The organism is Spirosoma sp. SC4-14, from assembly GCF_037201965.1.
Classification (GTDB): Bacteria; Bacteroidota; Bacteroidia; order Cytophagales; family Spirosomataceae; genus Spirosoma.
Genome location: NZ_CP147518.1, coordinates 3,049,720 through 3,074,113 on the forward strand (window position 1 = coordinate 3,049,720; position 24,394 = coordinate 3,074,113).

Below are 24,394 nucleotides of genomic sequence, written 5' to 3' on the forward strand. Positions count from 1 at the left end.
AATTCAATCATTCAACAATTCGATAATTCAATCATTCAGAATTATGAAAAAGCTACTATTCCTACTCCCGTTCCTGAGCCTGATTGCCTGCCAGGAGGATCTGATCGAGCAGCCTAAATCGCTGGCTGTTGAAACCTTTTATAATACCGCAACCGAAGTAGAGTCGGCCGTAAATGCCATTTACTCTCCGTTGCGAAACGATAACTGTCTGGGTGGGCTATACCCTGCCCAGTTGGAAGCCTATACCGACTACAGTTATGGCCGGGGAAGCTATGCGGTGTTGAGTGATTTTCAGGGGCTAAACGCAACCAATATCACTCGGGTTGGGCAAATGTGGGATCAGCTTTATCTGGCTATCCGTAATGCCAACCTCATTGTCAAAAATGCTCCGGCCGGAAAAAGCATCAGCCAGGCCGATATAAGTCGCTATGTGGCCGAAGCGAAATTTCTGCGCGCATTTTCCTATTTCGTATTGGTTCGCAACTGGGCGGGTGTTCCAATTCGTACCGAGGCCAATATGACCGAGCAGAACATCAAGCGGAATACGGCCGACGAGGTATATGCTCTGATTCTGAGCGACCTGGCCGATGCCGAAACCAATCTGCCCGATAAAGCTGCCCAAAGCGGTCGACCCTCGAAATGGGCGGCTAAAACGCTGTTGGCCGATGTGTATTTCTACCGGAACAACTATGCCGAAGCGCGCGATAAAGCCGACGAAGTAATTAAATCAGGTAAATATTCGCTGGTATCGGTGGCCGTAGCCGATGATTTTAACAAGATTTTTGGCCCCGATGTGATTACCACCACCGAAGAAATCTTTTACCTGAAATATACCCGGCAGAATGGACAGGGCTTCAATCTGGTCATGTTTGCGCACCATCCTGGTTCCAAACTAATGGGAGCAGGCGGGTATTATGCCCACTATACGGACGCTCTATTGAACAACGTGTTCAAAAACTGGGATAATGCCGATCTGCGTAAAACGGCATTCTGGTACAAGTGGGATATTGGTCTGGGAGCCAATACCTATCTCAATAAGAAATTCATTGACCCTCTGGCTCCGGGCGCTTCTGGAGCGGGTAATGATAATCCGATTTACCGATACGCCGACCTGTTGTTGCTCTACGCCGAAGCGGCTAACCGGGCAAATAACGGGCCAACGACGGCGGCTCTGGAAGCGCTGAATCAGGTACATCGCCGGGCATACGGGCAAAATCCAGCGGTAGCCTCGGCTGTCGATTTTAAACTGGCCGACTACGACGTCAATACCTTCAACGATCTGGTTCTGAAAGAGCGCGGCTACGAAACCCAGTACGAAGCCAAACGCTGGATTGATCTGAAACGGTTGGGAGCAGCCAAGTTAAAAGCGGTTATCAAAGCCGGTGTCGGTAAAGACGTGGTCGACAAGATGCTGCTCTGGCCCATTCCAAATTCCGAACTGAACTACAACACGGCACTCGATGCTGCCAAAGACCAGAATCCGGGCTATTGAGTCGGTAAAAACCAGATATCATAGGTTGGTTGGTCTGGTAGCCGACCCTGTTGGCTACCAGATTAGTATGCTTCTGAAACAATAGTGTAATGATGAAAGCCGCTGTAGTCTATACCGTATTCAGTCTATTCTGTGTCTTCGCTGCAAACGCAGATTCCTTTACGCATTTTATCACGAGGGATGGCGACCAGTTGAAAGATGGCAGTAGCGTTTTCCGATTCATATCGGTAAACACGCCCACTATTAATGGTCATTATGATGGCTATAAAAATACAAATCCGGCCAGTGGTTATGTCTATGACCCTATGGAGCTTTCCTATGAAATGGAAGCCCATTTTAAGGATATGGCGCAGATGGGTGTTACCGTTATCCGAACCTGGGGCATCACGGTAGAAGATGGTACGAACGAATTTGAAGCGTTGGTTACTGGTCCATATTCGTATAACGAAACCGCTTTCCGACGCATCGATAAGATGCTGGAACTGTGTACTAAGTACAAAATCAGAGTGATTCTTTGCCTGGTAAAAGAAAATAAAATATTCGGTTCTACAGCCTCATTTAGTAAGCTCTACGGAGGGGGAGATTATTATACGTCTCCGGTTGTTAAAGACGGTTTCAAGGATTTGTTGCGGGTGTTTGCCAATCGAAAAAATCAGTTTACAGGAGTCACTTATAAGAACGATAAAGCCATTCTGGCCTGGGAATTTGGTAACGAAGTGCCCAATAATAAGGGTGCGTGGATTGCTGAAATGGCCGATTATATGAAACGTATTGACCCTCATCACTTAATCGCAGATCCGCGCCGGGCAAACGGGGTGCAGCAGATGAAGGAAATTGTGAGCGATGTGCTGGCCAATGGCAATAAGATAGACCTGGTAAAAACCCGGCAGTATCCCAACTACCGAAACAGTGTTACCGAACTCTGGAATGAATGCAAAGGAAAGCGCCCCCTAATTATCGACGAGTTTCAACGGCTCGACGGCTTTCGAGACGTTCTCGAACAGGTTTGTAACACCGGAACAAGCGGAGCGTTGCTGTGGAGTCTGATGAAACCGCAGTTTAATGGTGGAATCGGTGGTCACGCGCTTTTTCATGCGTATGCCTGGGGCGGTAGTCGTTGGCCTGGGTTTACTAGTGGCGATTATTTCCGGGAACGGGAAAATCTGATGTTGATCAGATTGTACGGCTATAAAATCAGAGGGGAGCAGGTTCCGCCCCTGCCAGCTCCAACAGATGCGCCATACCTCTACCCAAGTCTGCAACGGGATGCCGTTGCCTTAAAATGGCGTTGTTCGCCCGGTTCGAGATTCTACATTGTAGAAAGGGCCACATCTCAGAAAGGCCCCTGGCAACCAATCAGTGGTGATTTAGACATTAGCTATCATCTCTACTTCTACCCGCTGTTTACCGATAGCAGTGCCGTTCTGGGGCAGGCTTATTATTACCGGATTAAGGGTAAAAATGAGTCTGGTATGTCGCCTGCTTCCAACTCAATCGGGCCAATTGTACCACTGACCCGATTGGTCATGGATAATCTGAAGGATTTTTCGTTGGCCTATTCCCATTCCGAAAACCTGCGGATTAACAACGAATCATGGCCCAGACTCCGGCAAACGGAAGAAGATTTTTTTCAGGCTGAAAGAGCCGTAGGAACTGATTCGGGCGAACTGATTTATCGCGCCGATACCATACAATCGATTACTGTTTTCGCATTTAGCGATAAGGTAGATAGTGTCGCGTTGCTTTATTCGACCGATGGATCTTCCTGGAAAGCACTACCAGAAGGCTTGGTGGTCAGAAGCCACCGAGCAGCTTATCCAAGCCCGATTTCGGGCGATAAGGACAATCCCATTGATAAGTATACGTATGCTGTCGCCACGATGCCACATGGAACGATGGCGGTTAAAGTTGTGACCGGCAATGCGAAGGCCGCCAATACGTACCCCTGGATTGCGCGGGTTCATATTGGGTTTAGTGGATCATTGAAAACCGCAAACTAGCCCCCATTGGGCAGATCAGGAAATTATAAACTAACCAACCTGCTCCCTTTCTGACAGGTGATATTGTCGCATGAAACAAGTTATTATTGCATCCTTACTAACGTTGTCGGCGTTTCCATTGCTGGCCCAGCTTTCCGACGAGTATAAAAAGCAATGGAGCGATCCGGCTTTGCAACAACGAATTGCCGAAGGAATTCGCGACAATCGTATGGGGGCTTTCACTATTCGGTTTACCGATAAAGATGGGAACCCCGTTTCGCCGGGCGACGTGGCGCTAACACAAACTCGCCATGATTTCTATTTTGGTGCTAACGGATTCATGGTCAAGGGGTTCAAAAATCCCAAAGAAGATGCACTCTACGAAGAGCATTTTACCAACCTGTTCAATTTCGTGACCATTCCGTTCTACTGGCCTGAACTGGAGCCCGAACCGGGTAAACTCCGCTTCGGCAAGGAAAGCGAATATAGCTACCGCCGTCCCGCGCCCGATGTTGTGATGGAGTTTGTGCGCAAGTACAACCTTACGCCCAAAGGGCATACGCTCGTGTGGGACAATCCGCGTTGGTCTCTGCCTGCCTGGCTACCCAGAGATGAAAAAATTATGGAGCAGAAAATCAGCAAGCGAATCGATGAAATTGCCCAGCGGTATGGCCACGATATTCAGATATGGGATGTCGTAAATGAGGTGACCGACCGTCATCCAGACGTTCTGATGCCCAAAGATTTTGCTTTTAAGGCGTTCCTGGAAAGTGAGCGCGTATTTCCCGGCAGTAATGTATTTACGCTCAACTTCACTACCGGCATCTGGAACCGTAGCAACAAGCGCGAATACAATGCCGACTACCTGCTTACCGAAAATCTGCTGCTACGTAAGGCAAAAATCAACGCCATTGGAATGCAGTTTCATAACTTCAGCGAACCCGAATACGAACAGATTCTGAAGGGTAAAGCCATGACACCCACCACCTTGTTCAACACGCTGGATCTGTATTCCGACTTTAATCTGCCCATCCATATTACTGAAATAACGGTATCTGCCCTGTCGGAGAAAGGCCCGGAATACCAGGCCGTTATGGCAGAAAACTATTATAAACTCTGGTTTAGTCACCCCAGCGTGGAAGGCATCATCTGGTGGAATCTGGTCGACGGAACGGCCGCACCGGCGCGCATCAAACCCGACGGAACCGTAGTGCCGGGCGAAGACAAATGGAAAGGTGGATTGCTGAATCGGGATTTTACGAAAAAACCTGCCTACGACGTTCTCGATCGATTGATTAACAAAGAGTGGCGCACTAATCTGACGGTTGCCCCCCAAAATAATGCAATCAGCTATCGGGGTTTTTATGGTACGTATACGGTGGTTACGCAGCGTAACGGCAAGAAATATGAAAAGGTAGTCCAGTTTCCAAAAAGTGGTGCGCGTGACATCGTTATGGTGCTGGATTAATCGAAACCAGGAACGGAATGCAAAAAAAATTGACAGCCCTGAATAAGAACATACGCTTATAAAGATGAAAATCATTGACTTACGTACTCGCTGCGTTGCTATTCCGCTCAACGCCCAACTTCGCCACAATACGGGCGTGCATCCCGGCTATTTTCTCCGAACCATTCTGGAGATTATTACCGATGAGGGCATTGTTGGCCTGGGCGAAGTAGGGGGTGGCGATCAGCGGGGCGCCTTGCAAAAACTAAAGCCGCGTATCGTTGGCGAAGATCCGTTCCATCTGGAAGTGATCAAGATGAAAGTGCTGCGGAGCATTTACTACCTCTCCAATGCCCGTTTATATGCCGCCATCGAAATGGCCTGCCTCGATATTCAGGGCAAAGTACTGGGGCGACCACTAAGCGACCTGCTGGGGGGGCGTGTGCGTAACGAAGTACCATTTATTGCCTATCTGTTCTGGCGCTATGACCGGCCCGGTGGTGGCAACGACAAAACTGCCGACGATCTGGCTGATTATTGCCAGGAGCTTCATGAAACATTAGGTGTGAAAGCAATGAAGCTGAAAGCAGGGGTAATGGCACCCAAAGAAGAGGTGCGGGTGCTTGAACTTTGCCGCGATCGGTTGGGCGATGATTTTGGTTTGCGCATCGATCCGAATGGGGTATGGTCTGTAGCGACGGCTGTTCAGATGGGGCGTCGGATGGAAGAGCTGAACCCGGAATACTTCGAAGATCCGGCCTGGGGGCTCGAAGGAAATGCGGCTGTTCGCAAACAGGTGCGTATACCTATTGCGACGAATATGTATCCGGCTAAGTTCGATGATCTGGGACCAGCTATCCGACTGGGGGCCGTTGATATTGTATTAACCGACATCCACTATTGGGAAGGACCGCGTGGTGTAAAAGATCTGGTTGCTGTCTGCAATACGTTCAATATGGGGGTGGCTATGCACTCAGGAGCCGAATTTGGTATCGAACTGGCCGCCATGATCCATACCGCGTCGACGATTCCGACCATGACGTTTGCGGGCGACGCTCACTACCACTACCTCACCGACGACATCATCGAAGGTGGGCTGATGAGCTATGAAAACGGTGCCATTAAAGTCCCTACGGGGCCTGGGTTGGGGGTGTCGCTGGACGAAGATAAAATGAAGCATTACGAAAAGCTTTATGAGGAGAAAGGCGACTACTATGCTCGTTTTCATCAGGACCCGTACCGGCCTGATTGGTATCCGACGGTGGGGGGGATATGATATTTCGCTCGACAGGATTTACTGGATTGATAGCAACTAACAAATCCTGTCAAAAAAATACACAATGAAAAAAGCACTGGTTACCGGAGCATCGCAGGGAATAGGCAAAGCCATTGCCTTACGACTGGCCGAAGCGGGTTATGATGTAGTGATTCATTTTCACGAAAATCGAGCCGAGGCCGAAGCTGTTGCAGAAACCGTTCAGCAAATAGGACGGAATGCCTGGCTGTTGCAGGCCGATCTGCTGGAAGCAGCACAGGCTATTCAACTCGGCCAGGAGGCCTGGGCAGTTGCAGGAGGGCTGGATGTTCTGGTGAACAACGCGGGCGTATCGTACAAAAAACATTTTCTGGACGTAACGGAGGCCGATTTTGAGCGGTTCAACAACGTCAACTTTCGAAGTACCACATTTCTGACGCAGACCGTTGCCCGCCGTATGGTGGAACATAACGTAGCAGGAAGCATCTGGACCATCACCTCAGTCAATGGCCTGCGTCCGGGTTTAGGGCTGAGTCTGTATGGAGCTACGAAAGGGGCACTGGAAACACTAATGAAAGGCGTGGCAATGGAGCTGGGACCGCACAACATCCGGGTTAATACCATTGCGGTAGGGGCTGTGCAAACCAACATTAACCGGGGTGTTTGGGAAAACCCAGACCTGCTTCAGGAAGTAAACGGGGGAATTCCGGCCGGACGGCTGGGGCAGCCCGAAGAAATTGCGGCTGTAGTGGTCGATTTAATTAATTCCGGCAGCTATATGACCGGCACTACAATCACCATTGACGGGGGACTGCTGCTGATGCGGGGGTATGGAAAACCGGGACCTTATGAAACCGGTACATGAACGTTCAGTGCGCCGACGCTGTCGATGAAGGCAATGTCTTCTTTTTGGCAGGCCGGTCGAAAATCCGAGTCATACGAAGCCAGATAAATCGGAGTGCTTCCATCAGCTTACTCTCGTAACCATGAAAAATAGACACATTTCCTTACTATTCCTAATAACGCTGTGGCATCTCACTTCGGTTTCAGCGCAAGATACGACACCGGCCTCGGCACCCGATAATCCGTTTGCCGACGCGAAAAATAAGCTCTGGCAACCGTATCGAATTACCCCCCGAACGGGGGCACAGCATATCGAGCTGTCGGGCAGTGGCTGGGAGTTATCGCATACCGACCAGCCCGTTTCTGACCTGGGCGAATTACAAAGCCAGAAGAAGGAGCCGTTTCAGACCAGTATTCCGAACTCCGTTCACTGGTCATATTTCAAAGCGGGGAAACTACCGCATCCGTATTACCACAAAAATTCGGACCAGTATAAGTTCATGGACGAGAAAGTGTGGTATTACAAAAAGTCATTTCCAACGCCCGCCAGCGCGGCAGGCAATAACGCTTTTCTCTGTTTCGATGGGATCGACTATTTCTCGAAAATCTGGCTCAACGGTACCGTTCTGGGCGTACATGAAGGGATGTTCGGAGGGCCGTCGGTTGAAATCAGCAAGTTCCTGAAACCATCGGGCGATAACGAACTGGTTGTTGAAGTTCGGGCTGGCGATTGGGGAAATAAAGCGACTGATTATGAAAGTCTGCCCCGTAACAGCAACGGCGAATTTATGATTTCGCAGCGGAAAGGGTATAACCCACGAGCCACTGGCCGCATCATCAAACCCTGGGTCATATCGGGTGGTTCGGGCTGTGAGATGTTTTTCAGCGTGGGGATGTGGCAGGGGGTTCGGCTGGAAATTGTGCCGCCTTACCACCTCGAACGCCCGTATCTGACAACAACGGCTCTGGCTAAGGACAAAGCTCATCTGCATCTTTCCTGCGAGGTGCTGGCCGAAACCCATTCGCTGAACTATCAGCTCCATCCGTGGAACAACAGTCAGGTTCATCATTACGACGGTCGCGTTCCCGGAACATCACCTGCTTCGAAAAATGCGTCGGTGCTCATTGAACTGGTCGATAATACCGGTAAAACCGCTCTATCGCTCGAAAAGCCCATGACCTTGTTTAAAGGGCGCACGTGGCTGGAAGAAGACCTGACCCTACCGAACCCAAAGCTCTGGAACCCCAACGGTCTGGGAGAAACTCACCTGTATCAGGTTCGGCTTTCGCTCAAACAGGATGGCAAGCTGATCGACAATCTGTCTTTTATGACCGGCATTCGTACCATCGACCGGATTCGAACGGCAGGCCCACGCTACGACGACCGCTGGGAAAACTGGCAGTTCATTGTCAATGGTAAAAAGCTTTTTGTGAAAGGAATGAATTTCACGCCACAGGACGTGCTGCTCGAAACATCGGAAGACCGGTATCGCTGGACGCTCGAAGCAGCCAAAAAAATGGGCGTTCAGCTAATACGTATCTGGGGCGGGGGACTAATCGAAACGGAACACTTCTATACTATCTGTAACGAACTCGGTATTATGGTCTGGCAGGATTTCCCGATTGGCAATCAGGATACGCCCGGCTATCCGCAGGACATTTGGGAGGCCCAGGTTGTGCAGAACATTGTTCGGTTGCGCAACCATCCATCGCTGGCAGTATGGTGTGGCGGTAACGAATTCAATCCATACTCATTGGGGAACGCCACATCGCTGGGGATAATCGAGCGCAATCTGGATATTTTCGACAGATCTGTAGCGACGGGTGGGCGGCTCTATGTTCGTACTACTCCCGACGATGGGAGTATTCATACCTACCCCGACATGGACCCCAGCTGGTATAGTACCAGTTATCGGTATGAACCCTGGATTTCTGAAACTGGTATGCACTCCATGCCCGAAGCCGGATTGTTTTATGAACTGGTCGATAATAAAGAGTTTACGGACCTGGGCAAAATGTGGGATAAGAATTTTTATAAAACACATCCGGAGTTTATTCATCATTTCACCGAATATGGCCCCAGCCGGGTGCCGCGAATGCTGAGCCGGGCATCGCACGTGGCCGATATGACCGGCAGCCGTCCCGGTGAGCCGTCTATCGAAACCATTACCGAAGCCAGTCAGGTTGGTGCAGGTGAGTTTTATCAGGTATTATCCGAAAAAATGCAGGGAAACTATCCCGTTACGGCGGGGTTGATGCCGTGGGTATTCAAACGCCACTGGCCCGTTATTGCCATTCAGATGATGGACTGGTTCGGTCATGCCGGGGCACCCTATTATTTCCTGAAACGAACTTACGAACCCACGCATATTGCCCTCGACATCGACCGCCTGCTCTGGTCGGCTGGTGATTTGTTTCCGGTGAAGCTCTCGGTTACGCACGCATCCGAGCAGCCACTAGGTAACCTGAAAGCAACCGTACGCATTCTCGACCAGTCGTTTAAACCGCTTTGGCAGAAAGAAAAAGTGGTTTCATTACCAGTGGGACCGTCGGTCGTAAAAGCCGAACTGGGGACCTGGACACTTCCTGTCGCCTACCGTGATCGTTTCTTTTTTGTGGTTACTCAACTAACCGATGCCAAAGGACAGCTTGTTTCTCGCTCGGTTTACTGGCCCCGTAGTACATCGAAACTCGATGATGCGGCTTTCCGTCAGAGATACCTGACAGAGCCACTAACCCCCTGGCCTACATTCGAAAATGGTCCGTTTCTGAAACCTACCGTAGCGGCAACACCTACCACCCTGGCCCTGGTGGTGTTGGAAAACAAAACCATACGGGACACCGAAAGCCAGATTACGGTTCAGGTACGCAATACGGGCCCAATGCCTGCTTTCATGACCACAGTGGATATTGCCGGCACAAAGCGTGCGCTGGTGGCCAGTCATGATTTCGAGTGGCTGGCTCCTGGCGAAACCAAAACCATTGCGCTAAGCGTGCGCTGGCGCGAACCAGCAACCAAAGCCAATGCCCGTATTGTGGCCAATGCCTGGAATGCTACCCCTGTACAGACAGTCCTTGCCAACTCACAACCTCACTGACCGATGCTAACCAACTCACCGCCGAAGGCAACGCCGATGTCGTCGGCCACGGCGCCCAAATGGCAACTTCTTGCGCTACTCTGGCTGGCCTTTTTTCTGAATCAGGCCGATCGGCAGATTTTCAGTGTCGTGCTTCCACTGATCCGTTCCGATCTGGGACTGAGTGACGCCGATTTGGGGCTAATTGCATCGGCACTGGTCTGGACATACGGTTTGCTGGTACCTATCGCTGGTTTCATTGGCGATCGTATTTCGCGTCGGAATATTCTCGGAGTTTGTCTGCTGTTCTGGTCGAGTACAACACTTTTTACGGGGTTATGCTCAACCGTAAGTCAGTTTATTCTGCTGCGCGGTGTTGGCACGGGTGGGGGCGAAGCATTCTATGCGCCATCGGCAAACGCAATGCTGGGTGAGACATATAAGGAGAGCCGTTCATGGGCGTTGTCGGTTCATCAGACGGCGGTGTATTTTGGCATCATTCTAAGCGGTGTCATTGCTGGCTATGTGGGCCAGCATTACGGCTGGCGCAATGCTTTTTACCTGTTCGGAAGCCTGGGAATTGTGCTGGCGCTGGTCTTTTTTTATCGTATTCCAAAGGATAAACCAGGCAATGAGAGAACAGAAACTGCTTCGGTTGTTTCTGAAACACTGGCAACGGCCCGCATTATTGTTCGTAAACCAACGGTGGTCCTATTAACTCTGGGGTTCGGCTGTATGGTTTTTGTTAATGTGGGGTATTTGACCTGGATGCCCTCGTTTCTGGTCGATAAGTTTGGTCAGAGCCTGGCCGAAGCCGGTTTCTCGGCGCTATTCTACCATCATCTTGGGGCTTTTCTGGGCGTACTATCAGGCGCAAAAATCGCCGATCATTTTGCCAAAACCGATCCGCGTAGTCGGCTGGTCGTTCAGTCGGCTGGATTGTTGCTGGGGGCTCCCTTCATCTACGGCATCAGCATGAGCCCGACACCAGTGCTTACCTACATCGCTCTGTTCCTATTCGGTATTTTCCGGGGCTGGTACGACTCCAACATTGTGGCCTCGCTCTACGAAGTAGTTGCCCCGAAAATCCGTTCGTCGGCATATGGGTTGATGTTGGCCTGTGCCTTCCTGATCGGGTCAATGGCCCCCTATCTGCTTGGCGTCCTGAAACCTACCCTGGGTTTAACGGTCGGGCTGGCCAGTTTGTCGGGGGTATATGTATTGGGCGGATTACTGATTGGTAGTGGTGCCATCTGGTTTTTCAGAAACGATCGTGAACACGCCCTATGAAACGACGCGACTTTATAACACATTCAACCTTACTCAGTGGATTGATGATGACCAACGTTACGAACGCTTTGGCCCCACCTACCGATTTGCTGTCGGTTCCAAATTTGCTCTGTCTGTGGGATTTTTCCAGTAAGCATCCACTCCGGGAGCATCCACTCCGGGCCAAAGGAAAGTATGCCTACCAGCTTCGAGAGCCAACCGGCCCGATTCCAATCGTTAAGGAAGGTATTTTGTCCGGCTATTCCCTTGCTATTAAGGAACATGCCTATCTCAGCATTCCGCGCTCTGAGTGTCCGGGCTTAAATATACGGGGTAAGAATGCGCAGGTATCGGTGCTGGCCTGGGTAAAACGGCAACCCAAAAGCCGGGGTAATGCCGAATGCGAAGCCATTGCGGGTATGTGGAACGAAACCAACCGAAAACGACAATACTGTCTGTTTCTGAACATCCGACTGAATCAGAGTGGCGAACAGGTTTGTGGGCACATTTCGGGCGTTGGTGGGCCAACACCGGGAGAGAAATGGTGCGTCGATGTGTCGATTGGCAAAACGCCGGTATTGTTCGATGAATGGACGTTTGTTGCCATGACCTACGATGGAAACCAGATCAAATCGTACCGAAATGGTGAGTACGACGAGCGCGAAAACCAGAATCCATATCCCTACACAGAAGGGATTTTTGATGGGGGCGAAGAGGGTGCCGACTTTACCGTTGGAGCTGTTCATCGGTTAGGAGCCATTGGGAACGACTTTGTAGGGCAACTGGGTGGTTTAGCCGTGTTCGACCGGGCGTTGTCGGCCGACGAAATTCGGCAGATTCATCGACGGTACCCACTTCCAAACTCTCCCCGAATCGGGGTGTTAACCACGGGAGTTCGTTTTCCTGAAGGGCCAGCTTTTGCCAATGATGGTAGCCTTTGGGCTGTTGAGCTGAAAGGCGAAAGTCTGATTAGGTATCAGAATGGTACCGTCAAACGCTTCCCTGTTGGTGGCGAACCAAACGGTATTGCCATTGATTCAGACGGCAAAATCTGGTTTTGCGATGCTGGCCAGCGGTCCATTCGCCGGTTCGATCCTGAAACCGAAAAAACGGAGACAATGCTGGATAAAATCATGGGCGAATCGTTGAATAAACCCAATGACCTCGCTTTCGATTCGGCAGGTAATCTGTTGTTCACCTGTCCGGGCGAATCGCGCCGGGAGCCAACGGGTTATGCTGGCGTTCGGATGCGGGATGGAACTGTAAAGAAAATTACGACCGAAAAGTATTTCCCGAATGGGCTGGCATTGACACTCGACGGGAAACAGTTAATTCTTGCTGAAACCTATAAGCATCGGCTCTGGAAAGGCAAATGGAACGTGGAAACGGGCGAGTGGACCGAGGCCGAAGTGTGGGCAAAGGTGCAGGGGCCTACTGGACCGGGTGGCCCCGATGGCATGGCGTTTGGTGAAGAAGGCAACCTCTACGTGGCTGTTTACGGAACAGGTAAGGTGCATGTTATTAACCAGCATGGCGATGTTGTTCACCTGATTGACTTGCCGGGGCAAAACCCAACAAACTGCGCATTTGATCCGTCGGGGCGATTGGGGCTTGTTATCACCGAGGCCGAAAAAGGACAGATGCTAACCTACCGGTCACCATTGAAAGGCATTATCTGAACTCTATAGAACGACACAAAACACAGACGAACAACCATGGAAATAATTTCGAATTCGTATCCTGTTCGGAAAAAAGAAGTCAATTATGATTGGCAGGAAATACAGGATCGTTATCTGAAACTCTATGCCGGACTTGTATCCGATGCCCTCGAACATATGGGCTATCATAATCAGTGCATGGCCAGCGGCATCTACCCGCTCACGCATAACATGAAAGTGGCAGGGCCAGCCTTCACCGCTCATGGCATCAGTACTCCCAGTCGCGACGAAAAAGTCCACGACATCCGCCTGGGCATGTTTAAGAGCATGACGCCCGGTGTGGTGCAGATTCGGGATACGCAAGGTGATACATCCTGCGGACAATTTGGCGAAATTTCGGCCACGGCGGCTGCCGCCCATGGTTGCGTGGGAGCTGTAATCGATGGCTCTACCCGCGACTCTAATTACCTGATCGATATGGGGTTTTCGACATTCTGTCGGTTTCGCAATCCGGTCGAAGCCTTTGGCCGGTTTATGGTTGTCGACTATCAGATTCCGATTTATGTAAAAGGCATGAGCGGACTCCTCGTAGTGCATCCCGGCGATTATGTTTTCGGGGATAACGACGGGGTTGTAATTGTGCCTCAGGAATTAACCATACCCGTACTGGAACTAGCCGAAGAGTGGTTTGCCAGTGAAGCTAAAAGCCGCCAGGCCATGGCCGAAGGTAAGAATCCATTTGATGTTTATGAAGAGTTTGGGCGGTTTTAACGCCGAATAAAAACTGATAGAGCAATCGGGTAACTCCACTACTCAGGAAAACAGGCCGTACGTTTTTCTGTTGCTTCCCGGTTAAAAACTCCTGCCATATCCGGTGCCTCAGTAAAGCCCCCTGCAAAGGTGTTGCTTCCTGGTTGTTGAGTTGTAGGGCAGGGGTAAAACTGACGCGGAAACAGGAGGGGTCATAAGGTTCCTGAAATCGATAGGCAATGACGGGCGCACACTGAATAGTGACCGATCACCCATACGGTGTCTGGTTATAACTCCAGTTGCGCCCGATTGACGAACGAAGACCTGGTTGCGGATGCGGTTTATCGAGGAGGGCTATGCCCTTAGTCAAAAAGCTTCGTAACGGATTCGAATCGTTCGTTTGTCGTTTTCGTCCGGTTTGCCGATTGAAATCGTTTGGATTGATACGCTCTTGTTTCGGATCACCTCCCGAACATAATTGACATCGGTGGTGGGTTGCTCGTTCAGATAATAGGTGACTGAGCCTTTGGGGTAATCGAATAAATTAAGAGGATACCCCGTTGTGGTGTCGGTATAACTGATTCTCCTGAAACTGGTACGTATAAAGGGGCCTGTCGGGAAATAATCAATTATTTCGGAGTTGCCTGACTTGAGTTGCTGATAGGTAGGAAAGTCGGGTTGGGTTTTGTTCTGGCCAAAAACAAGATGGCCAAAAAAGGTAGAACCGACAACTACAAAAGCGAAAATTTGTAGCGAGAGACGTACCATAATTTTTAGGATAAAAGGGTAGGTTGAAAAAGACTCTACCCCTGCCAGAAGTTGCAGCTCAAAGTAGGCAACTAGTAGCAAGGGTAGATAGTCCGTGCGTAAGTAAAACGCTTAATAGTTGTTGGTTAGTATATCGCTAGTGGATATTCTGTGACATAATTGACGGTAAGAGAGCTGTTACTGCTGAGCGGCTGTACTGTCGGCTTTTCGCTTGGCCTCCTCTTTGGCTCGTTTCTTGAAAAACCCCCGCAACAGGAAATTACTCTGAGCTGCCTTTAAATCTTCGTTGAGCAGCGCAGTGCCCTGACTGAGATTCTTCAGCGTTGTCTGTAAATTACTGGCCGATTCCTGGTCTGTTAATAAAACCCCGAGGGGACTGTTGTTATTATTTAGCTTCTCCGATGCCCGATGGAGATTGTCTGAAGACCGGTTCAGGTTGGTAACGGTTTTCTCGGCCGTATTGGCCGCACTTTCAAATCGGGCTGCCGAACGACTCAGGCGACGGAACACCGTTGTGTCGGTTACGAGTTCATTGGCCAGTGTGCCTTTGTTGTTAAGTTTAGCGGCAAATTGCGACACCGAGCCAGTTATGCGGGTCGTGTTTTCAGAAGCACGCTCCAGATTCTCCATGGCTCGCTTGAAATGATTAGCCACCAGCGAGTCGGTCAGAACGGCCCCTACAGTACCTTTTCCTTTTCGAAGATTGCCAACCAGTTCTTTAAAATCCTTCGTCACCCGCAGCAGGTTGTTGTTGTTTTCCTGGAGCGTTTCCATAATCTGGTCGGAGCTGAGGGCTGCCAGGGTTTGTAAACGATCGCCGTCTTCTACCTCCGGATGGCTATTGGTGCCCCCCGCCAGCACAACAATCTTGTTCCCAATCAGACCGTCGGAACTGATTGTGGCCGTGGCATCCTGACGAATATATTGCTGCGAACTTTGTTCGACATCCATATCGACCTCCACCTGCGAATTGCTAAGGATGCTTACGCGCTTGACGGTGCCAACCTTAACGCCTGAGAACCAGACGTTGTTGCCTGCCTTTAAACCCGCAACATCTTTAAAAACGGCAATCAGTCGAATACTCTTGGTAAAACGCTTCTGCTGGCCTCCCAGCACAAACACTCCTGCCACAAAAATGACGATGCCCAGCAGAACAAAAATGCCAACAACAACGGAGCGTTTATTCGATTCTGTACTCATAGTGTATCAATTGAATGGGAAATTCGGGTAGATTGTATTTGGGGATGTTCGGTAACTAGGTAACTATGAGAACCAGTAATTGGTTAATAAATAATGCTTTAAGGCATAAATCGGGCTACTTCTCATACCCCGCCACACTGCCGGATTTAGGTAACAAAATTATAGTTGTAGAACTGCCTTACCCGTTCGTCGGGGTCGGCAAAAACCTCATCGAACGTACCAACCCGCTCGAAACGGCCATCCAGAAGCATGGCTACCCGGTCGCCGGTGCTTTTTGCACAGGTCAGGTCGTGAGTAATAATAATTGAAGTGGCTTTAAACCGTTCCTTAACTTCATTGATCAGGTTATTGATTTCAATACAGGTAATGGGGTCAAGTCCGGCGGTGGGTTCATCATAGAGCATGATTTCGGGCTTGAGCATCAGGGTTCGGGCAATACCGATTCGTTTACGCTGCCCTCCCGAAAGCTCCGAGGGCATCTGGTTTATCGTTTGCGATAAACCCACATCGTCCAGCGCTTCTTCAACAGCCCGGTCAATCTCACCCTGCGATAGGTTTCTGACATTGCGCACGAGCGGAAATTCCAGATTCTCGCGAATACTCATACTGTCGTAGAGGGCGCTACTCTGAAACGAAAACCCAACTTTTTGCCGAAACTGATCCAGTTCGATACCGTGCAGCGTTTCAACATCCTGCCCCAGCACAATAACTTTGCCCGCATCGGGTTTCAGTAAACCAACAATAATTTTGATCAATACTGATTTACCGGTACCCGACCGCCCCAGTACAACCATATTTTCGCCCCGTTTCACCTCCAGGTCAATTCCTCGCAGTACATGAAGATCGCCGAATGATTTTTTTAGTCCGTGGATACTAATGATCGGGTCGTTTGCAGGTGTCATGGAGTATATCGTAATTACTTGTCAGGGAAAGCGCTAAACAATGGGTAAGGTTAGTATACCTAATGGCCTAGTCGCCCCGAATGGCGGTGATAATCTGCAACGAAAGCAACTCTTCAATAAATACCAGGAACATAGACGTAACAACCGATGAATTAGCCGCTTTTCCTACGCCCTCGGTGCCTTTCGATGAGTGATAGCCTTTGTAGCAACCAACCATTCCGATCGTAAAACCAAAAACAATGGATTTTGTCAGCGATGCGAAAATATCCGTGTAGGTAATAGCCCCGAAAACTTCCTGGAAGTAAGAGGTAAAACTGGTTTGTTCGTGTTGGTTTACGTTGAGATAAGCTCCCATCAAAGCCACAAAAATAGTGTACATCGTTAGCACCGGTATGGTGATGGATGTGGCCAGTACCCGACTGACAACCAGGAATTTGAACGGATTTGTGCCCGACACTTCCATGGCGTCGATCTGTTCGGTCACGTTCATCGATCCCAGCTCGGCACCAATGCTGGAGCCAACTTTGCCGGAGGCTATCAGTGCCGTTACCAGAGGTCCCAGCGCCCGTACGACGGCAATGGCAATTAAGGATGGGAGCCACGATGTAGCCCCAAATTCGGAGAGCGAAGGGCGCGACTGATTGGTGAAAACAACACCCGTGATGAAACCCGTTGTGGAAATCAATAACAGAGACCGATAGCCAACCTCATAACACTGGCGTATGATTTCTTTGAACTCGAAAGGCGGCAGAAAGACTTCTTTGAAAAAACGACCAACAAAGGAGGCTACATCGGTCAGATTTAAAAAAAGTTTATCCAGCCCACGGGATAGAACCGGCTTGCTGGACGATTTATTGGCGGGTTTGCTGGTATCTGATTGCATTAAACGTTGACGGTAGTGCTGATTGGATTACCGTATATAACTGATTTGTGCGGTTGGAGTTTTAATTTGACACAAAGAAGCGTTAATCCGGCGCTTTTCCAATATCGAAAAAGAAATTAAGGGTTTTTAACGCAAACAGCCGGACAGGAATCATTTCTGCTGTCCGGCTGTCGGTAAATAACCCAAAATCAGGCTGCACGTAAGAGGTCACTCTGCCACGGAGGAAGGTAAGCGGTGTGCGTTGCTGGGGTTAGAAAGGAGGAGTAATCGTCGGGACGCGACATTACCTCTTTGTAGAGCAACACCCGATACAGATAATAGCGGGTTTCGCGCGGTAAGCTCATTCGGTAGTAATCCCGGTGACTGCTCCGTTTCAACTGATTTTTTAGCAATCCTGGCCCTGCATTGTAGGCTGCTGCAACCAGCGACCATGAGCCTAGCTGATCATATAGTTTCCGAAGGTAACGGCAGGCGGCCTCTGTTGCTTTATGTACGTTGAATCGTTCGTCGATTCGACCTCCAACACGCAGCCCAAGAGCGCGAGCCGTAGCGGGCATCAGTTGCCAGTAGCCAGCCGCTCCCGCCCGCGATACGGCCCGGGGCCGAAGCGCACTTTCGGCCATAGGAACATAACGGAAATCGTCGGGGATGTCGTACTTCTCCATAATAGGTTCAATAATTGGAAAAAAGGCCTCGGCTCGTTGGCGAAGGCTCCCCAAATCGCTGGCGTGGCTTCTAAACAGCGTGAACACGTGTTTCCAGCGATCAGCTACGTCACTCTGGTCGAGGGGAAGGCACTCCCCACAAAAATTAACATCGAGAAGTGGCAACTCCGGAGCATTGAGTGTGAGGGTTGCCGTAGGGGAAACCGATTCGGCAACAAAAACCGACTCCGAAGGAGAAAGTAGTCCCGATTTTGTCAGGCGTGACCCGGTTGCGTCGGCCTGAGCTACTGCGCTGATGTTCGATGGAGTGAGGTTTGTGATTGGGGCGGTAAACTTCGCAGCGACCGTGATGGCTGGACGAATAAAAGCCATCAATAAGGAAAATCCAACTCGTTTCAACAAAACATATTCAGGTTGTTACTGGGACTATAACGGTCTATAGACAAAAAATAGTTTACTGATAATCAATATTTTATGTCAATTTAACAGTTGGGTCAGCCATGGTTTTTATCGGTGCTGAAGTAAACCTGCTGAGTGTCAGTACCTTAAAATAATGCAGATTGTCATATGAGGTTTTGCTTTATTAGTCAGGTTTTCTTCGTTGCCAAATTGAGGTTTCTCCCGGATAAAAACAGAATTTTCGTTGGTGTATCCTGCTCTTTACTAAAGCATTGCAGGCGATGCAAAGCGTTGGCACACGAATTGAACCGCTTTTGTATCGAATGAAGATTTTTCTTCTGTGGCATCCGAATAAAAAATCTGGGTGAACCTTCGAAAAAGTTTGAAGGATATTCCGGTCATTTATTTTATTTTTCGGAACGTAAGTTTTTGTAATATCCCATCATTTTCTTGGCTGCCCCTGTGATCGTATTTAAACTGAGTTATCTACGTTTATTCCTGCTGGTTTTATTACCCTCTTTAACTGCCTGGGCCTATCCTAAGGTTGATCTATCGGCTTCGCCCGACTGGAGGTTGCCTGTTAAGAATGGCGGACGCACCCCATCTGCCAAAGAGTTTACAGAGGGGTACTATGCTTCTTTGGTCGATTTACAGGTACATGTTGAGAAACAGGCTTCTTATTCGCACATAATACGGGAAATCCGAACAACCGAAGGCGTGCAAAATGGCTCGCAAATCAATGTTTATTTTAACCCGGCCTATGAGCGACTATCGTTTCATACCGTAACCCTGTATCGGGATGGGAGAGCGATTAATAAATTACGGGCAGGTGCTTTCAAGGTAGCGCCAGTTGAGGCTGAGCGGGATCGGTTTATTTATAACGATTCGTATGTAGCTTCTCTATTACTGGATGATGTCAGGCCCGGCGATCGAATAGAATACGAATTTACGCTGACAGGGGTAAACCCTGTTTTTGCCGGACGATTTGCTACTGACTTCTATTTTGCTTCGGCAGATCGGCTTCCTCATCGGCACCAGGTTTTGATTGTGAGTCCATCCCGTAAGCTTTCTTTTCGAAACCTTAATAATCCACCCAAACCCCATCTGATTTCGAAGGGAGGGCTGAACATTTACGAATGGGATCTTTATGATTTCAAATCATCGGTGCAGGAGAGCAATCAGCCCGACTGGAACAATCCGGAGCCTCATGTGCAGGTAAGTGAGTATGCAAGCTGGCAGGCTGTTACCGATTGGGCGCTCTCGCTCTATAAAGTTCCGACGGTTTCGGCACCATTGCTGACATTCGTAAATGACTGGAAACGCCAAGCTGGCACCAATAAGCTAAAATACATCGAACTGGCTGTCCATTTTGTGCAGAACGATGTACGCTATATGGGTATTGAAATTGGGGAGTATTCGCACCGCCCTCATGATCCGGCCCAAATTGTACGTCAACGCTATGGCGATTGTAAAGATAAGTCGTTGCTGCTGTGTACGTTGTTGCAGGCTAATCAGATAGAAGCATATCCGGCTTTAACCAATACCTATTCGGGGTCACAAACGAATACGTATCTGCCTAGTCCACTACTTTTCAATCATGCAATTGTTTGGTTTCGGTTGGCAAACAAAAGTTACTGGATCGATCCTACGATTGCTCACCAGCGTAATGTCGATGGCGAATTCAGTATTCCACTCTATGGCAATGCACTGGTCATTAGTCCATCGACAACGACATTGCAAACCATAACAACGCCCCGACGCGGAACCATTGATATTACAGAAACTTTTGTAGTGCCATCTCCCCAAAAGAAAGGTGGGAGCGCTAAACTTCAGGTGGTGTCAGTCTATTCCGATAACCATGCCGATAATATGCGGAGTCAGTTGGCCGGGAGTAGTCTGGCAACACTCGAAAAATCGTACCATGATTTTTATCAGGAAAATTATAAACAGCATTCGGTAGAACTGCTCGACAGCCTTCGGATTGAAGACAATTCAATAGCAAATGAATTAACCAGTTATGAAGGATATTCGATCGGCGACGGATGGGAAACCGATACGGCCTCCGGACAGTCGACGTTCTATGTATTTGGTCGGACATTTTACGACAATTTCTACCAGTTAACGTCCGAAAAGCGGCATCAGCCCCTGGCACTGTCGTTCCCCTATGAAATGGACTATACAATTAAGCTGGAAATGCCGGAAACCTGGACCGCTACTGACGATCAGTGGAGTGTAAAGCGCAAGGGTTATGAGTTGTCGTTTTCGCGGTTCTATAATTCGGGTGATAGTACGATCAGTTTGCATTATCACTATAAAACGTTAGCTGATCATATAGCACCCGACGAAGTTGCCACCTATCGGGCTGATGTAAAGAAGATAACGGGCGAACTGGAATACCAGTTGTTGTATAACGGAGAATTGGCATCACAGGAAGGGCACCTACATGCAGGGAGTGTACTTTTTGCTCTTGGATTGTTGCTGGGTTTCGGGTATTTATGTCGCCGTTGGTATCGGTACTCACCTAGTGTAACTACCAGCGTGCCAGCGCCCCGTCCAATTGGTGGCTGGCTGGTGTTGGTTTCATTTAGTGTGTTAATTGCGCCAATACTACAGGCGCAACAACTCTTTACATCCGAAATTTATGTTGATTCGAGTACCTGGGCTGCCCTGAAAGTGGCTCCTGATCTAAGAAGTATATTGCTACGAATAGGAATTTATCTAGAAGGGGCTGCAAACCTGTTTTTGTTCTGCTTTGCTATTCTGTGTGCTGTTTTATTTGTGCAACGTAGAAATTCTTTCCCCTTTTTATATACACTATTGCTGGCTGGCCGTGCCGCTTTTCTGCTTGTCAATGCCGTGGTGTTTGGGAGCTTTTTTGACGTTGCTTTGGGTAAGGATGTATATAATGATGTTGTCAGGGCAATAGTCGCTGCGGCAATATGGATACCATATCTGTATAAATCGACCCGTGTTCGTCAAACCTTTGTAATACCGCTGCATCATATATCGCCTGCTAAACCAGAAGCCTTACTGATTAGGGATGATGAATGGGGCAGTGTGACAACAAAAACGGATTCAACAGAGCCACCTGCCTCCATAGATCAATCATAAAAGAGCAGATTGGAGGGCGGTAGATTCTTTTTTTTGCCTTCTTTATTCGAAAAAGACTACTGCTCACTGTTTATTGCTGACAAAAAATGCCCTTACGTTCACAAGATTGGTTTGGCCGCACCGGTAAAGACGGCTTTATTTACCGCGCCTGGATGAAAAACCAGGGATTTCCGCACCATGAATTTGACGGTAAGCCCGTAATTGGCATTTGCAATACATGGTCTGAACTGACCCCCTGTAATGCCCATTTTCGGGAATTGGCCGAAGCCATAAAACGGGGAGTATGGGAGGCAGGCGGATTTCCGCTCGAATTTCCGGTTATGTCGCTGGGCGAATGCCAGATTAAACCAACGGCCATGCTGTTCCGGAATCTGGCCAGTATGGATGTAGAAGAGAGCATCCGGGGCAACTCCCTCGATGCGGTTATTCTGATGTGCGGTTGCGACAAAACCACCCCTTCTCTTGTAATGGGTGCCTGTAGTGTCGATTTGCCGACAATGGTCGTGTCGGGTGGACCTATGCTGGCCGGGCGCTTTCAGGGACGAAAAATTGGCACCAGCGATCTTTGGCGGTTTGCCGAAGCCTACAAAATAGGCGAGATGAGCCAGGCTGAATTTGTGGCAGCCGAAGCCAGTATGGCCCGTTCGCAGGGGCATTGCGCCGTTATGGGAACGGCATCGACAATGGCCGCCATGGTCGAGTCGCTGGGCCTGGCCCTCCCTGATAACGCAACTATTCCGGCCGCCGATTCACGCCGAAAAGTGCTGGCCCATCTGACGGGTATGCGTGCTGTGGAGCTGGCGCGCGAAGGCATAACCCCGTCGAAAATTCTGACCCGGCAGGCATTCGAAAATGCTATCATGGTCAATGCGGCTCTGGGTGGTTCAACCAATTTTATTCTGCACCTGATGGCCATTGCCGGGCGCGTAGGGGTTGAACTGTCGCTGGATGATTTCGATCAACTGTCGGCAAAAATTCCACTCTTAACCAACCTTCAGCCATCGGGCGAGCATTTTGTCGAGGATTTATTTTATGCTGGTGGCTTGCCCGCCGTAATCCGCGAACTGCGCAATTATCTGCACAATGACGCCATAACGGTTAATGGGCGCAGCCTCGGCGAAAACTGTGCCGAGGCTCAATGCTACGATCCGGCGGTTATTGCCACCGTCGAAAACCCATTTAAACCTGAGTCGGGTGTTGCCGTTCTGCGCGGTAATCTATGCCCGAACGGAGCCGTTCTGAAGCCCTCGGCGGCTACGCCTGCTCTTATGCAGCACACGGGCCGGGCGGTTGTTTTCGAAAATATCGACGACTACAAAGCCCGCGTCGATGACCCGGATCTGGACGTTGATCCGAGTTGCGTACTGGTGCTGAAAAATGTTGGTCCCAAAGGCTATCCCGGTATGCCCGAAGTTGGGAATATGCAGTTGCCCGCCAAAATTCTGGCGCAGGGTGTGCATGATATGGTCCGGATTTCGGATGGCCGAATGAGTGGTACGGGATTCGGAACCGTGGTGCTGCACGTGTCGCCCGAAGCGGCTGTGGGCGGAAATCTGGCGCTGGTACAAAACGGTGATCTGATCACGCTCGATGTCGAAAACCGGAGTTTACACCTGCACGTTTCCGACCAGGAACTGGCCGCCCGGCTTGTGCAGTTCAAACCGCTTGATCTGGGCTACGACCGGGGGTATGTGAACCTGTATATCCGACACGTCACCCAGGCGCATCAGGGTGCCGATTTCGATTTCCTACAGGGCGCTTCGGGTAGCGAAGTAAAACGAGATTCTCATTAATTTGTCTGTAACACCCATCCGTATATTTAGTTAGAACGACTGTATCAAACAGCACCTTGCTGTTTGATACAATAGAATCGTGACACTAGCTTAGGGGGAGTCTGGTGTTACTCAATAAGTATATGCCTGTTTTTTCTGATCAAACCGTTTTAATTACCGGTGCCGGACAGGGTATCGGTTTTGCTATAGCCCGCGCCCTGTTTCGGCAGGGAGCCAACGTTGTTCTCAACGACTACGACGAGGATCTGGCGCATCAGGCTGCCGAAACCATTCGGCAGGAAAAGCAGGCCAGTATGGGCAATTGTATCGCCTGTCCGGGCGATTCTGCCGATGTGGCCTTTATTGAACACATGGTCAGAACAGCAATCAATACGTTTGGTTCGGTCGATATTGCCATTGCCAATGCCGGAATCACTGTCTTTGGCGACATTTTTACGACAACACCCGATGCATTTCAGAAAATAGTGAACGTGAACCTACGGGGAAGCTTTTTTCTGGCACAACTAGCCGCCAGGCAAATGCGCCAGCAGGGAAAGGGAGGAAGCGTACTGTTTATGTCGTCGGTTGTGGGACATCAGGCGCATCCGGGCTTGCCGGTCTATAGCATGACTAAAGCGGGTCTGGAAATGCTGGCAAAACAATTAGTCATTGATTTCTCGCCACTCGGTATTACCGTCAACGCCGTTGCCCCCGGTGCAACTCTCACCGAGCGCACGCTGGATGATCCAACCTACATTCCGATCTGGTCACGCATTACGCCAATGGGACGCCCTGCTACCGTCGACGACATTGCCAATGCGGCTCTGTTTCTGGTTTCACCCGCATCAAGGCACATCACCGGTCAAAGTCTAGTTGTCGATGGCGGCTGGACAAGCATTAGCCCACCGCCAAGTGAATGATTGA

The 24,394-nt window shown here is 49.7% G+C and carries 18 protein-coding genes; 13 read left to right on the top strand and 5 right to left on the bottom strand.

Annotated elements, in window-relative coordinates; all coding sequences use genetic code 11:
- Window positions 1-43: 43 nt before the first annotated feature.
- The 10 genes from WBJ53_RS12305 (at window position 44) to WBJ53_RS12350 (ending at window position 13,791) form a co-directional block, all read left to right on the top strand.
- Window positions 44-1,492 carry a RagB/SusD family nutrient uptake outer membrane protein gene (locus WBJ53_RS12305; RefSeq protein ID WP_338876420.1) on the top strand — a complete coding sequence of 483 codons (1,449 nt, stop codon included), beginning with the start codon at window positions 44-46 and terminating at the stop codon, window positions 1,490-1,492.
- 89 nt (window positions 1,493-1,581) lie between these two features.
- A complete protein-coding gene (locus WBJ53_RS12310; RefSeq protein WP_338876421.1) occupies window positions 1,582-3,492 on the top strand; it encodes a hypothetical protein in 1,911 nt (636 codons plus the stop codon).
- Window positions 3,493-3,562: 70 nt separating this feature from the next.
- Window positions 3,563-4,939 carry an endo-1,4-beta-xylanase gene (locus WBJ53_RS12315; protein ID WP_338876422.1) on the top strand — a complete coding sequence of 459 codons (1,377 nt, stop codon included), beginning with the start codon at window positions 3,563-3,565 and terminating at the stop codon, window positions 4,937-4,939.
- 64 nt (window positions 4,940-5,003) lie between these two features.
- Window positions 5,004-6,194, top strand: coding sequence for an enolase C-terminal domain-like protein (locus tag WBJ53_RS12320; protein WP_338876423.1), 1,191 nt, complete (start codon window positions 5,004-5,006; stop codon window positions 6,192-6,194).
- A 64-nt stretch (window positions 6,195-6,258) separates the two neighbouring features.
- A complete protein-coding gene (locus tag WBJ53_RS12325; RefSeq protein WP_338876424.1) occupies window positions 6,259-7,038 on the top strand; it encodes an SDR family oxidoreductase in 780 nt (259 codons plus the stop codon).
- On the top strand, window positions 7,035-7,157 hold the full coding sequence (locus WBJ53_RS12330) for a hypothetical protein (RefSeq protein ID WP_338876425.1): 123 nt from the start codon (window positions 7,035-7,037) through the stop codon (window positions 7,155-7,157). The genes WBJ53_RS12325 and WBJ53_RS12330 overlap by 4 nt, the downstream gene beginning before the upstream one ends.
- Window positions 7,158-7,159: 2 nt before the next feature.
- Complete coding sequence (locus tag WBJ53_RS12335; RefSeq protein WP_338876426.1) at window positions 7,160-10,114, top strand: sugar-binding domain-containing protein; 2,955 nt, start codon at window positions 7,160-7,162, stop codon at window positions 10,112-10,114.
- Window positions 10,115-10,117: 3 nt separating this feature from the next.
- On the top strand, window positions 10,118-11,383 hold the full coding sequence (locus WBJ53_RS12340) for an MFS transporter (RefSeq protein WP_338876427.1): 1,266 nt from the start codon (window positions 10,118-10,120) through the stop codon (window positions 11,381-11,383).
- Window positions 11,380-13,041: an SMP-30/gluconolactonase/LRE family protein gene (locus WBJ53_RS12345; protein ID WP_338876428.1), complete on the top strand. Its 1,662-nt coding sequence runs from the start codon at window positions 11,380-11,382 to the stop codon at window positions 13,039-13,041. Before WBJ53_RS12340 ends, WBJ53_RS12345 begins: the two co-directional genes overlap by 4 nt.
- A 36-nt stretch (window positions 13,042-13,077) precedes the next feature.
- Complete coding sequence (locus WBJ53_RS12350) at window positions 13,078-13,791, top strand: hypothetical protein (protein ID WP_338876429.1); 714 nt, start codon at window positions 13,078-13,080, stop codon at window positions 13,789-13,791.
- Between the two features lie 345 nt (window positions 13,792-14,136).
- Here WBJ53_RS12350 and WBJ53_RS12355 read toward each other — a convergent pair whose 3' ends face one another.
- From WBJ53_RS12355 to WBJ53_RS12375, 5 genes are all read right to left on the bottom strand, one after another.
- Entirely contained in the window at window positions 14,137-14,538 is a 402-nt protein-coding gene (locus WBJ53_RS12355) for a hypothetical protein (protein ID WP_338876430.1), read from the bottom strand.
- A gap of 177 nt (window positions 14,539-14,715) precedes the next feature.
- On the bottom strand, window positions 14,716-15,738 hold the full coding sequence (locus tag WBJ53_RS12360) for an MlaD family protein (RefSeq protein WP_338876431.1): 1,023 nt from the start codon (window positions 15,736-15,738) through the stop codon (window positions 14,716-14,718).
- A 146-nt stretch (window positions 15,739-15,884) separates the two neighbouring features.
- Window positions 15,885-16,640, bottom strand: coding sequence for an ATP-binding cassette domain-containing protein (locus WBJ53_RS12365; protein ID WP_338876432.1), 756 nt, complete (start codon window positions 16,638-16,640; stop codon window positions 15,885-15,887).
- Window positions 16,641-16,707: 67 nt separating this feature from the next.
- Window positions 16,708-17,523 carry an ABC transporter permease gene (locus tag WBJ53_RS12370; RefSeq protein ID WP_338876433.1) on the bottom strand — a complete coding sequence of 272 codons (816 nt, stop codon included), beginning with the start codon at window positions 17,521-17,523 and terminating at the stop codon, window positions 16,708-16,710.
- 188 nt (window positions 17,524-17,711) lie between these two features.
- Window positions 17,712-18,590, bottom strand: coding sequence for a lytic transglycosylase domain-containing protein (locus WBJ53_RS12375; protein WP_338876434.1), 879 nt, complete (start codon window positions 18,588-18,590; stop codon window positions 17,712-17,714).
- Window positions 18,591-19,049: 459 nt separating this feature from the next.
- Between WBJ53_RS12375 and WBJ53_RS12380 the strand changes: the two genes are divergently transcribed.
- The 3 genes from WBJ53_RS12380 (at window position 19,050) to WBJ53_RS12390 (ending at window position 24,390) form a co-directional block, all read left to right on the top strand.
- A complete protein-coding gene (locus WBJ53_RS12380) occupies window positions 19,050-21,698 on the top strand; it encodes a DUF3857 domain-containing protein (RefSeq protein WP_338876435.1) in 2,649 nt (882 codons plus the stop codon).
- Between the two features lie 86 nt (window positions 21,699-21,784).
- Window positions 21,785-23,491, top strand: a complete 1,707-nt coding sequence (locus tag WBJ53_RS12385; protein WP_338876436.1) for an IlvD/Edd family dehydratase — start codon at window positions 21,785-21,787, stop codon at window positions 23,489-23,491.
- A gap of 122 nt (window positions 23,492-23,613) precedes the next feature.
- Window positions 23,614-24,390, top strand: a complete 777-nt coding sequence (locus WBJ53_RS12390; RefSeq protein ID WP_338876437.1) for an SDR family oxidoreductase — start codon at window positions 23,614-23,616, stop codon at window positions 24,388-24,390.
- The last annotated feature ends 4 nt before the right edge of the window (window positions 24,391-24,394 follow it).

Bases quoted from the DNA above. Each gene is read 5' to 3' on its own strand.
- WBJ53_RS12305 (WP_338876420.1), top strand. From the start codon at position 44: ATGAAAAAGCTACTATTCCTACTCCCGTTCCTGAGCCTGATTGCCTGC.
- WBJ53_RS12310 (WP_338876421.1), top strand. From the start codon at position 1,582: ATGATGAAAGCCGCTGTAGTCTATACCGTATTCAGTCTATTCTGTGTC.
- WBJ53_RS12315 (WP_338876422.1), top strand. From the start codon at position 3,563: ATGAAACAAGTTATTATTGCATCCTTACTAACGTTGTCGGCGTTTCCA.
- WBJ53_RS12320 (WP_338876423.1), top strand. From the start codon at position 5,004: ATGAAAATCATTGACTTACGTACTCGCTGCGTTGCTATTCCGCTCAAC.
- WBJ53_RS12325 (WP_338876424.1), top strand. From the start codon at position 6,259: ATGAAAAAAGCACTGGTTACCGGAGCATCGCAGGGAATAGGCAAAGCC.
- WBJ53_RS12330 (WP_338876425.1), top strand. From the start codon at position 7,035: ATGAACGTTCAGTGCGCCGACGCTGTCGATGAAGGCAATGTCTTCTTT.
- WBJ53_RS12335 (WP_338876426.1), top strand. From the start codon at position 7,160: ATGAAAAATAGACACATTTCCTTACTATTCCTAATAACGCTGTGGCAT.
- WBJ53_RS12340 (WP_338876427.1), top strand. From the start codon at position 10,118: ATGCTAACCAACTCACCGCCGAAGGCAACGCCGATGTCGTCGGCCACG.
- WBJ53_RS12345 (WP_338876428.1), top strand. From the start codon at position 11,380: ATGAAACGACGCGACTTTATAACACATTCAACCTTACTCAGTGGATTG.
- WBJ53_RS12350 (WP_338876429.1), top strand. From the start codon at position 13,078: ATGGAAATAATTTCGAATTCGTATCCTGTTCGGAAAAAAGAAGTCAAT.
- WBJ53_RS12355 (WP_338876430.1), bottom strand. From the start codon at position 14,538: ATGGTACGTCTCTCGCTACAAATTTTCGCTTTTGTAGTTGTCGGTTCT.
- WBJ53_RS12360 (WP_338876431.1), bottom strand. From the start codon at position 15,738: ATGAGTACAGAATCGAATAAACGCTCCGTTGTTGTTGGCATTTTTGTT.
- WBJ53_RS12365 (WP_338876432.1), bottom strand. From the start codon at position 16,640: ATGACACCTGCAAACGACCCGATCATTAGTATCCACGGACTAAAAAAA.
- WBJ53_RS12370 (WP_338876433.1), bottom strand. From the start codon at position 17,523: ATGCAATCAGATACCAGCAAACCCGCCAATAAATCGTCCAGCAAGCCG.
- WBJ53_RS12385 (WP_338876436.1), top strand. From the start codon at position 21,785: ATGCCCTTACGTTCACAAGATTGGTTTGGCCGCACCGGTAAAGACGGC.
- WBJ53_RS12390 (WP_338876437.1), top strand. From the start codon at position 23,614: ATGCCTGTTTTTTCTGATCAAACCGTTTTAATTACCGGTGCCGGACAG.